We start from the raw sequence: 13,312 nt of genomic DNA, 5'->3' as shown, positions 1-13,312 counted from the left end.
CGCCCCCCATGCTGCCTACGGTCGACCGGTGACGAGCAGCAGGCTGGATTCTCCCGCACGCACCACCGGCGCACCCCCGGCGCACGACGCGACCGACGAGGGACCGCGCACGCTCGGCCGGCGGCCCCCCGCCCGCTACGAGGCCGCTCTCGACGGCCTCTTCACGTACTGCCTCTCCGTGCTGTGCGACCACGACACGGCGACCGCCGTCCTCGGCGACGTCCTCGCCGTCGCCGAGCGGCACCACGGCCGCTGCCCCTCCGACGAGGACGGCCGTACGGCCTGGCTGTACGCCCTCGCCCGCTGGGCCTGCCTGCGCAGCCTCGGCGAGCAGCGCCGCAAGCGCCAGGGCGCCCACACCGGCCGCCCCGCCGTCACCGCGCCCGAACCGCCCCGGGTCCCCGAGGAGACCGCCGAGCGGCGCCGCGCCGAACTCGCCCTGCTCGCCTGGCCCGAGGCCGCCGGCACCACCCCCGAGCAGCGCGAGGCGCTGGAGCTGGCCGTACGGCACGGCCTCAGCCACCGTCAGGTCGCCGCCGTCCTCTCCCTCGACCCACTCGCCGCCCGCGAGCTGCTCGCCACCGCCGGCTGCGAGGTCGAGCGCACCCGCGCCGCGCTAGCCGTCGTCGAGACCGGCAGCTGTCCCACCGTCGCCCGGCTCACCGGCGACCACCAGGTGCTCCTCTCGGCCGCCCTGCGCGCCGAGCTCGTCCGGCACGTCGACGACTGCCCCCGCTGCCGGCGGGCCGCCGAGCGCGTCGGCGCCACCGCCCCCTGGCCCGGGGCCGCCGCCCTGCCGCAGGCCCGGCTGCCGCTCGTCGAAGCGCCCCGGGCCGCCGCGTACATGGCGATGCTGCACGTCCCCCGCGCCCGGGCCGGCGCCCCGCGCTTCTCGCCGACCGGCTTCCCCATGGACCCCAAGGACCATGTGGCCCGCCGCGACCGGATGCGGGCCCGCGCGGTGACGACCACCGTCGTCGCGGCCGTCATCGCCGCACCCGTCCTCGCCCTGTGGACCTCCTACCGGGGCGCCCCGGTGGGCGAGACCGAGGCCCGTGAAGGGTCCCGGGTGACCGCGAGCGAGGCGGACGAGCCGACCGGCCCCGACGGACGCCCCTACGACCGCTACGAGAACGCGGGCAACGCCCGCACCACCCCCGAGCCCCGCTTCACCCGGGGCAGCCGCGCCCCCGACGTCTCCGTCGAGGTGCTCAGCCCCGGTGGCCCCACCGGCCCCACGGACCCGCCCCGCCCCGGCGAACCCGCTCCCGGCTGGATCACGGTCACCGCCCGCGGCCAGGGCGAGCTGACGCTGCTCACGCTCACCGCCTCCGGCGGCAGCCCCGTCGACTGGTCGCTCTGGACGGACGCTCCCTGGCTGTACGTGAGCCGGGCCTCCGGCACCCTGCGCCCCGGCGGGACGGTCACCATCGCCGTACGGGTCGACCACGGCCGCGAACCGCAGGGCGTGTGGAGCGCCCGGATCGGGGTGAACCCCTCCGGCGCGGTGGTGCGGATCGACGGGCGCGGGCAGACCTCACCACCGCCGGTCGTCGACCCGGTCACTCCGCCGCCGACGACCACCGAGCCGACCACGCCGCCGACGAGTCCCCCGACGACGGAGCCGACGACGCCGCCGCCGACGACGGAGGAACCCCCGCCGACCACCGAGCCCACGACACCGCCGACGAGTCCGCCGACCACGGAGCCGACGACGCCGCCGCCGACCACCGAGGAACCCCCGCCGACCACCACGGACCCGGGCCCCCCGGACCCGACGACCCCGCCGCCGACGGCGGAGGAACCGCCCCCGTCGTCGCCCTGAGAAGAGCCTCGTCGTCCTGAGCCCGGCCGCTGACCCTTCGGGTCTAACCCTTCGGGTCGGCCGGGTGCGGGGCCACCAGCGGCAGCTGCGAGGCGAGCCGCGCCGCGCACAGCCCGGCCAGCACCTCGTAGGCCTCCTTGCCCATCATCTCGGTGAGCTCGGGCCGGTACGTGACGTAGACCGGCTCCCCGGCCCCGTGCGCCGAGGTCGCCGAAGTGCACCACCAGTGCAGGTCGTGGCCGCCCGGGCCCCAGCCCCTGCGGTCGTACTCACCGATCGACACCTGGAGGACCTTGGTGTCGTCGGGCCGCTCGATCCAGTCGTACGTGCGCCGCACCGGCAGCTGCCAGCAGACGTCAGGCTTCGTCTCCAGCGGCTCCTTGCCCTCCCGCAGGGCCAGGATGTGCAGCGAGCAGCCGGCGCCGCCCGCGAACCCGGGACGGTTCTGGAAGATGCAGGACCCCTCCCAGCGGCGGGTCTGCCGGTCGCCGTCCTCGTCGGTCTGCGTCCAGCCCGACGCTGTACCGACGTCGTGGAACTGCCACAGCTCAGGGGTGAGGCGCGCCACGTGGCTCGCGACCCGCTTCTCGTCGTCCTCGTCGGAGAAGTGCGCGCCCAGCGTGCAGCAGCCGTCGTCGGCGCGGCCCGCCTGGATGCCCTGGCAGCCGCTGCCGAAGATGCACGTCCAGCGCGAGGTCAGCCAGGTCAGGTCGCAGCGGAAGACCTGCTCCTCGTCCGCGGGGTCCGGGAACTCGACCCACGCGCGCGCGAAGTCCAGGCCCTTCTCGTCCGGCTCCACGTTCTTGCCCCGCTTCTTGGCACTCTTCACTGGACCGTCTTTGCCCGGTTTCGCCTTTTTCGTCTTTGGCACAGTTCCAAGCGTATGCGGGTGGGCGCAGTAGCGTTCCGCCCATGAGACTCGGAGTCCTCGACGTCGGTTCGAACACAGCGCACTTCCTGGTGGTGGACGCCCATCCCGGCGCCCGGCCGCTGCCCGCCCACTCCCACAAGGCGGAGCTCCGGCTCGCCGAACTGCTCGACGAGCGGGGCGCCATCGCCCCCCACGGCGTCGAGCGGCTCATCGCGACCGTCCGGGACGCGCTGCTGGCCGCCGAGGACAAGGGCTGCGAGGAGGTCCTGCCGTTCGCGACCTCCGCGGTCCGCGAGGCCAGCAACGCCGACGCCGTCCTCGCGCGCGTGAAGGACGAGACCGGCGTCGACCTCCAGGTCCTCACCGGCGAGGAGGAGGCCCGGCTGACCTTCCTCGCCGCCCGCCGCTGGTTCGGCTGGTCCGCGGGCAAGCTCCTCCTCCTCGACATCGGCGGCGGCTCCCTCGAAGTCGCGTACGGCATCGACGAGGACCCGGACACGGCGGTCTCCCTGCCGCTCGGCGCGGGCCGGCTCACCGCCGGCTGGCTGCCCGGCGACCCGGCGGACAGCGCCGACGTCAAGGCGCTCCGCCGCCATGTGCGCGCGCAGATCGCCCGCACGGTCGGCGAGTTCAGCCGCTCCGGCCGCCCCGACCACGTCGTGGCCACCTCGAAGACCTTCAAGCAGCTGGCGAGGATCGCCGGCGCCCCCGGCTCGGGGGAGGGCCTCTACGTCCAGCGCATCCTGACCCGCAGGGCCCTGGAGGAGTGGGTGCCGCGCCTGGCCGGCATGACGGTCCCCGAGCGCGCCGCCCTGCCGGGCGTCTCGGAGGGCCGCGCCGGACAGCTCCTCGCGGGCGCGATGGTCGCGGAGGGCGCGATGGACCTCCTCGGCGTGGAGGAGCTGGAGATCTGCCCCTGGGCCCTGCGCGAGGGCGTCATCCTGCGCCGCCTGGACCACCTGCCGACGAAGTAGTACGCGCGGGAGGCCTGCCCCACGCACGCGTACGGCGGCCGCCGACCCCGGCCACGCGCGCGTACGACAGCCGCCGACCCCGCCCCCGCGCGCGTACGGCAGCCGAGCCCGCCCACGCACGCGTACGGCAGCCGCCCCCCAGCCCACCCCCCAGCGTGACCGGAACCACCCCCCGGCCCCCCGGCCCGCCCCGTACCCTGTCTCCGTGGCAGAACCAGTGGTGCGCATCCCGGATGCGAAGGTCGCCCTGTCGACGGCCTCGGTCTATCCGGAGTCGACGGCGACGGCCTTCGAGATCGCCGCGCGCCTCGGGTACGACGGCGTCGAGGTCATGGTGTGGACCGACCCGGTCAGCCAGGACATCGAGGCGTTGCGCCGGCTCTCCGACTACCACCAGGTCCCGATCCTGGCCGTACACGCCCCCTGCCTCCTCATCACCCAGCGCGTCTGGTCCACCGACCCGTGGGTCAAGCTCCAGCGCGCCCAGGCCGCCGCCGAGCGGCTGGGCGCCTCGACCGTCGTCGTGCACCCGCCGTTCCGCTGGCAGCGCCAGTACGCCAAGGACTTCGTCACCGGCATCTGGCGGATGGCGGACGAGACCGACGTCCGCTTCGCCGTCGAGAACATGTACCCGTGGCGGTACAAGGACCGCGAGATGCTCGCGTACGCCCCCGAGTGGGACGTCACCAAGGACGACTACCGGCACTTCACCGTCGACCTCTCGCACACCGCGACCGCCCGTACCGACGCCCTCGCGATGATCGACCGCATGGGCGACCGCCTCGGCCACGTCCACCTCGCCGACGGCAAGGGTTCCGCCAAGGACGAGCACCTGGTCCCGGGACGCGGCACCCAGCCCTGCGCCGAGCTCCTGGAGCGGCTCGCGCGCACCGGCTTCGACGGCCACGTCGTCATCGAGGTCAACACCCGCCGCGCGATGTCAGCGGCCGAACGCGAGGCCGACCTCGCGGAGGCCCTGGCCTTCACCCGGCTCCACCTCGCCTCGGCGGCCGGCCGGCCGTCCCGGGTGCCGCGACCGTGACCGGACCGGCCCCGCGCCGGCGCGGCCGCCCGTCCCGTACCGAGGAGGAGACCGGACCGGGCGCGCGCGAACGCATCCTGGAGGCGGCCCGCGCCCAGTTCGCCGAGCGGGGCTACGACAAGACCTCGGTGCGCGGCATCGGCAAGGCCGCGGGGGTCGACCCGGCCCTCGTGCACCACTACTTCGGCACCAAGGACGAGGTCTTCGCGGCCGCGATCGAGGTCTCCTTCGAGCCCGCGGCGGTCGTCCCGGCGATCGTCGGCGGCCCGCGCGACAGCATCGGGGAGCGCCTCGCGCGGTTCTTCATCGGCGTCTGGGAGAACCCGGCCAGCCGCGCCCCGCTGCTCGCGATCGTCCGCTCGGCGCTCACCCACGAGGCCGCGGCCAAGGTGCTGCGGACCTTCGTGCTGCGGCGGCTCCTGGAGCGGATCGCGGCCGAGCTCGACGTACCGGACCCGAAGTTCCGGGCGGAGCTGGCGGCCTCGCACATGATCGGGATCGCGATCCTGCGGTATGTGATCCAGGTCGAGCCGATGGCCTCGGCCGACCCGGAGAGGATCGTGGAGATGGTGGCCCCCACCCTCCAGCGGTACCTCACGGAGGCCTGAGGCCCGCCGGGCGACCGCTGACCGAAAGCTGAACAGACCGTCCGCCATCCGGACGAGCTGTCCAGATCTTGGAGCACCGGCGTACGCTCGAAGACAAGCACACCCATCACGAGGAGCGAGCGACGATGCCCGAGCTGAGGTCCCGCACAGTCACCCACGGCCGCAACATGGCGGGCGCACGCGCCCTTATGCGCGCCTCCGGTGTACCCGGCGCGGACATCGGCCGGAAGCCGATCATCGCCGTCGCCAACTCCTTCACGGAGTTCGTCCCGGGCCACACCCACCTCCAGCCCGTCGGCCGGATCGTCTCCGAGGCCATCACGGCCGCCGGGGCCATCCCCCGCGAGTTCAACACGATCGCCGTCGACGACGGCATCGCGATGGGCCACGGCGGCATGCTCTACTCGCTGCCCTCCCGCGACCTGATCGCCGACAGCGTGGAGTACATGGTCGAGGCGCACTGCGCCGACGCCCTCATCTGCATCTCCAACTGCGACAAGATCACCCCCGGCATGCTGATGGCGGCCCTGCGCCTCAACATCCCGACGGTCTTCGTCTCCGGCGGCCCCATGGAGTCCGGCCGAGCCACCCTCGTCGACGGCACCGTCCGCACGCTCGACCTGGTCGACGCGATCTCCGACGCCGTGAACCCGAACATCTCGGACGAGGACATCGCCCGGATCGAGGAGAACGCCTGCCCGACCTGCGGCTCCTGTTCCGGCATGTTCACCGCCAACTCGATGAACTGTCTGACCGAGGCCATCGGCCTCTCCCTCCCCGGCAACGGCTCGCTGCTCGCCACCCACACCGCCCGCAAGGGCCTGTACGAGGCCGCCGCGCGCACCGTCGTCGACATCACCCGGCGCTACTACGACGAGGACGACGACTCCGTCCTGCCGCGCTCGATCGCGACCCGCGCCGCCTTCGAGAACGCCATGGCCCTCGACATCGCCATGGGCGGCTCGACCAACACGATCCTGCACCTGCTCGCCGCCGCCCAGGAGGCCGAGCTCGACTACGGCCTGTCCGACATGGACGAGGTCTCGCGCCGGGTGCCCTGCCTGGCCAAGGTCGCCCCGAACGTCGCCAAGGACCGCACGTACTACATGGAGGACGTGCACCGGGCGGGCGGCATCCCCGCCATCCTCGGCGAGCTCTACCGCGCAGGCCTCCTCAACGAGGACGTCCACGCCGTCCACTCCCGCTCCATCAAGGAGTGGCTGGGCACCTGGGACGTCCGCGGCGGCTCCCCGTCCGAGGAGTCCGTCGAGCTGTGGCACGCGGCCCCCGGCTGCGTCCGCTCGGCGACCGCCTTCTCGCAGTCCGAGCGCTGGGCGGCGCTCGACGTGGACGCGGCCGGCGGCTGCATCCGCGACGCGGCCCACGCCTACTCGAAGGACGGCGGCCTCGCGGTCCTGCGCGGCAACCTGGCGGTCGACGGCTGCGTCGTGAAGACGGCCGGCGTCGACGAGTCGATCTGGACCTTCGAGGGCCCGGCCGTCGTCTGCGAGTCGCAGGACGAGGCCGTCGAGAAGATCCTCAACAAGCAGATCACGGACGGCGACGTGGTCGTCATCCGGTACGAGGGCCCGCGCGGCGGCCCCGGCATGCAGGAGATGCTCTACCCGACCTCGTTCCTCAAGGGCCGGGGCCTGGGCAAGACCTGCGCCCTGGTCACCGACGGACGCTTCTCGGGCGGCACGTCGGGCCTGTCCATCGGTCACGCCTCGCCTGAGGCGGCCTCGGGCGGCACGATCGCGCTCGTCGAGGACGGCGACCGGATCCGCATCGACATCCCGAGCCGCTCGATCGAGCTCCTCGTCGACGAGGCGACCCTGGCGGCCCGCCGCGAGGCGCTGGGCGGCGTGTACCAGCCGAAGAACCGTCAGCGGAAGGTGTCGGCCGCCCTGCGCGCGTACGCGGCGATGGCGACCAGCGCCGACAAGGGCGCGGTCCGCGACGTGACGAAGCTGGGCTGAGCCCGGCGCCGCGGGCGCCGGGTACGACGAGGGGAGCGGGCGCCGAGCCCGCTCCCCTCGTCGTTTCTCAGGCGTGGTTCACCAGGACGCCGGGTCGCGCGCGTCCACCGCGAAGACCGACCCGTCGGGCGCCGTCCCGAACACCCGGTCCCCGGCGACCAGCGGCGGGGGCACCAGCGGCGCGTAGTCGAGCCGGCCGTTGAGCAGCCGCGGCCGGGTCTGGCCGACCAGCGCCCCGCGTACGGTGTCGACGGCGAGCAGCCGCCCGTCCTGGACGGAGAAGTACAGCCGGTCGCCGGGTCCGACGACCGGTGTCGACACGTTCCCTGCGCCCGTCTCCAGCTCCCACAGCACCCGCCCCTTCGGCGCCGCCGTGTCGAAGGCGGTGAGGTGCCCGTCCGCGTCGAGGACGTGGGCGACCGAGCCGTGCACGGCGACGCCCCGGACGTCGATCCGGTGGGGGAGGGGGAGCCGTCGTACGGACCCGCCGGCCGGGTCCAGCAGGACCAGTGCGTCGTACAGCGAGGCCTGGTAGAGGGAGCCGAGGACCAGGGCCCCGTCGCTCGTGCGGCCCAGCGGTTCGAGCGCGCCCCGCAGGTTCCGCTGCCGTACCACCTCGCCGGTCCGCGCGCGGAACTCGCCCACGCGCGTGTGCGTCCCGTCGGCCGAGGTCTCGGAGACCGCGAGCAGACCCGACACGGAGTCGTACGGCCCCGGGCGCGGGACGTCGAAACCGCTCAGGCCGTGCCGCCACAGCTCCTTGCCGCTCTGTCCGTCGACGGCCCGGACGCCGCCCTGTCCGTCGGTCAGGACGACCGCCGAACCGGCCGGGCGGAACGACTCGGGCAGCTTCGACGAGGTGCTCCAGGCGGGGGCGCCCCGCTCGGCCGTGTACGCCCGCAGCGGGCCGGTGGGGGCGGCCGCGCCGACCAGACCGCCGGTGCCGCGTGCTCCGCCCGTCAGGACGAAGGGCGCGAGCGGGGACTCGGCCTTCACGGGCGCGTCGAGCGACCAGAGGACCTTCCCCGTCACGGGGTCGAGCCGCGCGAGGCCGACGCCCCGGGCCGCGCAGTACAGCGCGCCCTCGCCGTGGGCGCACGCGGGCGCGGCCGTGGGGCCGTGCTTCTGCAGCGTGGTCTCCCAGCCGGCGAAGGCGGTGGCCACCTCGCCGGGGCGGGCCGGCGGCTCGGTTCCGCCGCGGGCCGGCGGGCTCATCGCCGCGTAGATCCCGGCTCCGGCCAGCGCGACCGCGGCGGCGACCGCGATCGTCAGACGCGGCCGGAGACGCCCGCCGCGCAGCGGCCGCGCCCGGCGCGGCGGTACGGGGGCGGTGGCCCGTACGGGGGTGTCCGCGTCCCACGCGGGGGAGGGACCCGGCTCACCCCGGCCGCCGCGCGAGCCGGTCTCGCCGTACGCGCCGTCCTCGCCGTCCGGCAGGGAGGGCCGGCGCCGCTGCGCCGGTATGAACGCCTCCGCCGCGTACGAGGGAGGCAGCAGCGCCGCCATGATCTGGGCGGGACTCGGCCGCTCGGCCGGGTCCTTGGCGAGGCAGCGCGCGACGAGCGGCGCCAGCTCCGCCGGCACCCCGGTCAGGTCCGGCTCGTCGTGCACGACCTGGTACGCCACGATGTACGGGCTGTCGGAGTCGAACGGCCCGTGCCCGGTCGCCGCGTGCACGAGCACGGACCCCAGCGCGAACACGTCCGCCGCGGGCCCGACCTCCCGCGGCCGCTGGAACTGCTCGGGCGCCATGAACGGCGGCGAGCCGATCAGCTTGCCGGTCTCCGTGTGCAGGTCGCTGTCGACGGGCCGGGAGATGCCGAAGTCGATGACCTTGGGGCCGGTGTCGGTGAGCAGGACGTTGCTGGGCTTGAGGTCGCGGTGCACGACCCCGGCGCGGTGGATGTCCCGCAGCGCCTCGGCGAGCCCGGCGGTGAGCCTGCGCAGTTCGGCCGGGGCGAGCGGCCCGTTCCGCTTCACCTGGTCGGCGAGGGTGGGGCCGGGGACGTAGAGCGTGGCCATCCAGGGGCGTACGGCATCGGGGTCGGCGTCCACGACCGGCGCGGTGAAGGCCCCGCTGACCCGCCGCGCGGCCGCGACCTCCTGGCGGAAACGCGCCCTGAACTCGGGGTCCTCCGCATACCGTGCGTGTACGACCTTGACCGCGAGCCGAAGCCCCGAGGCGGAGGCCGCGAGGTGCACGACTCCCATGCCGCCGGCGCCCAGGCATGCCTGGAGACGGTAGTCGCCCGCGTACTCGGGCCCCTCCGCTTCCCGGTCGGCACCGGTACCGCGCAACGGTGGCATCGCCCACCCCCGTGTGTGTCCCCGTCACCCCGCGCGCACCTGCGCGGCCCGACGGAGCCTAGTCCATGGCCCCCTCGAAGTCGGCGGAGCTTGCTAGCCTGCGCGTCGCGGAGAGTGAAACTCGGCGGAGCGCTTTTGCGCCAAGGGGGAGGACACCATGAGCACGGACGAGAACACGACGACGGCCACGGCCACGACGGCGGGGGAGACGGTGGCGGCGATGGCGAGCACGGCCACCCGCTACGCGGTCGCGCCCGGCTACCGGGTGAACGTGCGCTCGGGACCGAGCACCCAGTACCCGGTCGTCCGGTCGCTGCCGCTCGGCGCCACGGTGGCGATCTCCTGCCAGAAGTACGGCGAGTGGATCACCGGCCCGTACGGCACCACCAAGATCTGGGACAACATCGCGCCGGGCGAGTACGTCTCCGACGCGTACGTGCGCACGGGCAGCGACGGCCTCGTCGCACCGCGCTGCGCCTGAGGCCGGCCTCCGCCGCCCCGGGGATAATCGACCTCGTGAGCGACGAAGAGCAGACCCCCAGCCCGACCGGCGGCCCGACCGGCGGGACTCCCGCGGGGCCCCAGCCCGAGGAGGTCCGCTTCTTCGGCACCACCTGGGTCGACCACAGCGGCAACTACACCCTGCGCCGCGTCGGCCTGGCCGCCGGCTCGCTCGCCGCCGCCGTCGCGGCCTGCTTCGTGCTGCGCTTCGCCTACGAGGGCCTGCAGATCGCGGCCGTCGGCGGCATCGTCAACATGCTGGTCGTCATCATGTTCGCGGTCTGCAGCGCCATCGCCTTCCGCAAGACCTGGGAGGGCTACCTCCGCAGGCCGGCCGACCCGGCCCGCGAGGAGTCCCTGCGCAGCCTCAAGATGATCGGCTTCATCGGGGCGCTCCTCGCCTACTGCGCCCGCTGCTTCGTCGAGGCGCCCGGCGAGAAGCTCCGCCGCGCCGAGTACGAGACGGCCCGCGCCCAGTTCGAGAAGCGCCGCGGCGCCCGCACGGGCAACCCGGCGGCCCGCAAGAAGCCCAAGCGCAAGTAGCCCAAGCGCAAGTAGCCCGGCGCCACCGCCAAGCCCCCTCGACGACTCGTCGAGGGGGCTTTCGCGTTCCCTCTCCACCTCCACGCAGCCGACCGGATGCTTGACGGCCGGTACCGCCGGGAGCACTATTCATCGCATGATGAATTACCCGCCGGGTGAGGCCACCGCCAAGGCGGCCCCCCACCCCCGCACGACGACCGACGCGGCCATCACCGCCCGCGACCTCACCGTCGTCCGCGGCGACCGCACCGTCCTGCACGGCCTCGACTTCACCGTCACGGCCGGCCGCATCACCGGACTCCTCGGCCCCTCCGGCTGCGGCAAGTCCACCCTCATGCGCGCGATCGTCGGCACCCAGGCCAAGGTCGACGGCACCCTCCACGTCCTCGGCCGCCCCGCCGGCGACCCCACCCTCCGCTCCCGCATCGGATACGTCACCCAGGCGCCCTCCGTCTACGACGACCTCACCGTCCGCCAGAACCTCGACTACTTCGCCGCCGTCCTCCTCCCCGGCCGCGCCCACCGCGAAGAACGCCGCACCGCCGTCGACCGCGCCATCGACGACGTCGACCTCGCCTCACACGCCGACCACCTCGCCGGCCGGCTCTCCGGCGGCCAGCGCAGCCGCGTCTCCCTCGCCGTCGCCCTCCTCGGCACCCCCGAACTCCTCGTCCTCGACGAACCCACCGTCGGACTCGACCCCGTCCTCCGCCGCGACCTGTGGAACCTCTTCCACCAGATCGCCGCCGACCGCGGCACCACCCTCCTCGTCTCCTCCCACGTGATGGACGAGGCCGAACGCTGCCACCGGCTCCTCCTCATGCGCGAGGGCGAGATCCTCGCCGACGACACCCCCGAGGCCCTGCGCCGACGCAACGACACCGCCACCGTCGAAGAGGCCTTCCTCCACCTCGTCGACGCCGCAGCCGCCCGAACCGCCCAAGCCGCCCAAGCCACCCAAGCCGCCCGAGCCGCCCACGAGGAGCCCCGGCCATGAGCCCCGCCCGCACCCTCGCCACCGCCGCCCGCGTCCTGCGCCAACTGCGCCACGACCCGCGCTCGATCGCCCTGATGCTCCTCGTGCCCTGCGTCATGCTCTTCCTGCTGCGCTACGTCTTCGACGGCAGCCCGGGCACCTTCGACAACATCGGAGCCTCCCTGCTCGGCATCTTCCCGCTCATCACGATGTTCCTGGTCACCTCCATCGCCACCCTGCGCGAACGCACCTCCGGCACCCTGGAACGCCTCCTCGCCATGCCCCTGGGCAAGTCCGACCTCATCGCCGGCTACGCCCTCGCCTTCGGGCTCCTCGCCGTCGTCCAGTCCACCCTGGCCACCGGCCTCGCCGTCTGGTTCCTCGGCCTCGACGTCATCGGCTCCCCCTGGCTCCTCCTCCTGGTCGCCCTCCTCGACGCCCTCCTCGGCACCGCCCTCGGCCTCTTCGTCTCCGCCTTCGCCGCCTCCGAGTTCCAGGCCGTCCAGTTCATGCCGGCCGTGATCTTCCCCCAACTGCTGCTCTGCGGCCTCTTCACCCCACGCGACCACATGGCCCCCGCCCTCGAAGCGATCTCCGACGTCCTGCCCATGTCGTACGCCGTCGACGGCATGAACCAGGTCCTCCGCCACCCCGACATCCCCGGCGACTTCGTCCGCGACGCCCTCGTCGTCGCAGGCTGCGCCCTCCTCGTCCTCGGCCTCGGCGCCGCCACCCTCCGCCGCCGCACCGCGTGACCGCCCCTCGGACACCCGCACACCGCCCACCCCGCCGGTGCGAGGATGACGACACGTACCCCCCTCCGGCGAGGTGAACAGAGCCATGACCCAGACCGTCGCAGTCCTCGGCACCGGCAAGATCGGTGAAGCGCTCCTCAGCGGCATGATCCGCGCCGGTTGGCGCCCCGCGAACCTCCTGGTCACCGCCCGCCGCGCCGAGCGCGCCGAGGAACTCCGCACCCGCTACGGCGTCGAGACCGTCACCAACGCCGAGGCCGCCAAGCGCGCCGACACCCTCATCCTGGCCGTCAAGCCCCAGGACATGGGCCGCCTCCTCGACGAACTCGCCCCGCACGTCACCGCCGACCGCCTGGTCATCAGCGCCGCCGCCGGCATCCCCACCTCCTTCATCGAGGACCGCCTCACCACCGGCACCCCCGTCGTCCGCGTCATGCCCAACACCCCCGTCCTCGTCGACGAAGGCATGTCCGTCATCTCCGCCGGCAGCCACGCCACCCCCGCCCACCTCGCCCACACCGAGGAGATCTTCGGCGGCGTCGGCAAGACCCTCCGCGTCCCCGAGTCCCAGCAGGACGCCGCCACCGCCCTCTCCGGCTCCGGCCCCGCGTACTTCTACTTCCTCGTCGAGGCCATGACCGACGCCGGCATCCTCCTCGGCCTCCCCCGCGCCCAGGCCCACGACCTCATCGTCCAGGCCGCGATCGGCGCCGCCGTGATGCTCCGCGACAGCGGCGAACACCCGGTCAAGCTCCGCGAGGCCGTCACCTCCCCGGCCGGCACCACCATCAGCGCCATCCGCGAACTCGAGAACCACGGCGTCAGGGCCGCCCTCATCGCCGCCCTGGAAGCCGCCCGCGACCGCAGCCGCGAACTCGCCTCCGGCAACAGCTGACCCCAGGACCCCGACGCCCGACCCGCCCCGCCGGGG

Annotated in this window: 12 protein-coding genes; 10 read left to right on the top strand and 2 right to left on the bottom strand. The window is 74.1% G+C overall.

Annotated features, from left to right (window positions below):
• Positions 1 to 28 precede the first annotated feature (28 nt).
• Positions 29 to 1,825, top strand: a complete 1,797-nt coding sequence (locus tag DEJ43_RS16000; protein WP_015034410.1) for a BACON domain-containing protein — start codon at positions 29 to 31, stop codon at positions 1,823 to 1,825.
• 43 nt (positions 1,826 to 1,868) lie between these two features.
• Here the strand turns inward: DEJ43_RS16000 and DEJ43_RS15995 are convergent, their stop codons facing one another.
• The gene (locus tag DEJ43_RS15995; protein WP_071891356.1) at positions 1,869 to 2,696 is read right to left on the bottom strand and encodes a DUF3109 family protein; all 828 of its coding nucleotides are present in this window, start codon (positions 2,694 to 2,696) and stop codon (positions 1,869 to 1,871) included.
• Positions 2,697 to 2,737: 41 nt separating this feature from the next.
• Here DEJ43_RS15995 and DEJ43_RS15990 point away from each other — a divergent pair, with 41 nt between their 5' ends.
• From DEJ43_RS15990 to ilvD, 4 genes are all read left to right on the top strand, one after another.
• Positions 2,738 to 3,670 carry a Ppx/GppA family phosphatase gene (locus DEJ43_RS15990; RefSeq protein WP_015034408.1) on the top strand — a complete coding sequence of 311 codons (933 nt, stop codon included), beginning with the start codon at positions 2,738 to 2,740 and terminating at the stop codon, positions 3,668 to 3,670.
• A gap of 205 nt (positions 3,671 to 3,875) precedes the next feature.
• Positions 3,876 to 4,712 carry a sugar phosphate isomerase/epimerase family protein gene (locus tag DEJ43_RS15985; protein WP_015034407.1) on the top strand — a complete coding sequence of 279 codons (837 nt, stop codon included), beginning with the start codon at positions 3,876 to 3,878 and terminating at the stop codon, positions 4,710 to 4,712.
• Positions 4,709 to 5,320, top strand: coding sequence for a TetR/AcrR family transcriptional regulator (locus DEJ43_RS15980; RefSeq protein ID WP_015034406.1), 612 nt, complete (start codon positions 4,709 to 4,711; stop codon positions 5,318 to 5,320). The genes DEJ43_RS15985 and DEJ43_RS15980 overlap by 4 nt, the downstream gene beginning before the upstream one ends.
• Positions 5,321 to 5,445: 125 nt before the next feature.
• The gene (gene ilvD, locus DEJ43_RS15975; protein WP_015034405.1) at positions 5,446 to 7,299 is read left to right on the top strand and encodes a dihydroxy-acid dehydratase; all 1,854 of its coding nucleotides are present in this window, start codon (positions 5,446 to 5,448) and stop codon (positions 7,297 to 7,299) included.
• A gap of 78 nt (positions 7,300 to 7,377) precedes the next feature.
• On the opposite strand, the gene DEJ43_RS15970 is transcribed toward ilvD, so the two are convergent.
• Positions 7,378 to 9,606, bottom strand: coding sequence for a protein kinase domain-containing protein (locus DEJ43_RS15970; protein WP_015034404.1), 2,229 nt, complete (start codon positions 9,604 to 9,606; stop codon positions 7,378 to 7,380).
• A gap of 157 nt (positions 9,607 to 9,763) precedes the next feature.
• On the opposite strand from DEJ43_RS15970, the gene DEJ43_RS15965 reads away from it, so the two are divergent.
• The 5 genes from DEJ43_RS15965 (at position 9,764) to proC (ending at position 13,276) form a co-directional block, all read left to right on the top strand.
• Positions 9,764 to 10,087 carry an SH3 domain-containing protein gene (locus DEJ43_RS15965; protein WP_015034403.1) on the top strand — a complete coding sequence of 108 codons (324 nt, stop codon included), beginning with the start codon at positions 9,764 to 9,766 and terminating at the stop codon, positions 10,085 to 10,087.
• Between the two features lie 35 nt (positions 10,088 to 10,122).
• Complete coding sequence (locus DEJ43_RS15960; protein WP_015034402.1) at positions 10,123 to 10,650, top strand: hypothetical protein; 528 nt, start codon at positions 10,123 to 10,125, stop codon at positions 10,648 to 10,650.
• Between the two features lie 136 nt (positions 10,651 to 10,786).
• On the top strand, positions 10,787 to 11,647 hold the full coding sequence (locus DEJ43_RS15955) for an ABC transporter ATP-binding protein (RefSeq protein WP_015034401.1): 861 nt from the start codon (positions 10,787 to 10,789) through the stop codon (positions 11,645 to 11,647).
• Positions 11,644 to 12,381, top strand: a complete 738-nt coding sequence (locus DEJ43_RS15950; RefSeq protein WP_015034400.1) for an ABC transporter permease — start codon at positions 11,644 to 11,646, stop codon at positions 12,379 to 12,381. The genes DEJ43_RS15955 and DEJ43_RS15950 overlap by 4 nt, the downstream gene beginning before the upstream one ends.
• An 85-nt stretch (positions 12,382 to 12,466) precedes the next feature.
• Complete coding sequence (proC, locus tag DEJ43_RS15945; protein WP_015034399.1) at positions 12,467 to 13,276, top strand: pyrroline-5-carboxylate reductase; 810 nt, start codon at positions 12,467 to 12,469, stop codon at positions 13,274 to 13,276.
• Positions 13,277 to 13,312: the final 36 nt, after the last annotated feature.

Origin of the sequence: Streptomyces venezuelae ATCC 10712 (genome assembly GCF_008639165.1) — a bacterium.
Taxonomy (GTDB): domain Bacteria; phylum Actinomycetota; class Actinomycetes; order Streptomycetales; family Streptomycetaceae; genus Streptomyces; species Streptomyces venezuelae.
The sequence above is the reverse complement of the archived record's forward strand: the minus strand, read 5'-3'. Positions and strand labels throughout refer to the sequence as shown.

Coding starts and splice junctions, on each gene's coding strand:
- DEJ43_RS15990 (WP_015034408.1), top strand. CDS start 2,738: ATGAGACTCGGAGTCCTCGACGTCGGTTCGAACACAGCGCACTTCCTG.
- ilvD (WP_015034405.1), top strand. CDS start 5,446: ATGCCCGAGCTGAGGTCCCGCACAGTCACCCACGGCCGCAACATGGCG.
- DEJ43_RS15970 (WP_015034404.1), bottom strand. CDS start 9,606: ATGCCACCGTTGCGCGGTACCGGTGCCGACCGGGAAGCGGAGGGGCCC.
- DEJ43_RS15965 (WP_015034403.1), top strand. CDS start 9,764: ATGAGCACGGACGAGAACACGACGACGGCCACGGCCACGACGGCGGGG.
- DEJ43_RS15955 (WP_015034401.1), top strand. CDS start 10,787: ATGATGAATTACCCGCCGGGTGAGGCCACCGCCAAGGCGGCCCCCCAC.
- DEJ43_RS15950 (WP_015034400.1), top strand. CDS start 11,644: ATGAGCCCCGCCCGCACCCTCGCCACCGCCGCCCGCGTCCTGCGCCAA.
- proC (WP_015034399.1), top strand. CDS start 12,467: ATGACCCAGACCGTCGCAGTCCTCGGCACCGGCAAGATCGGTGAAGCG.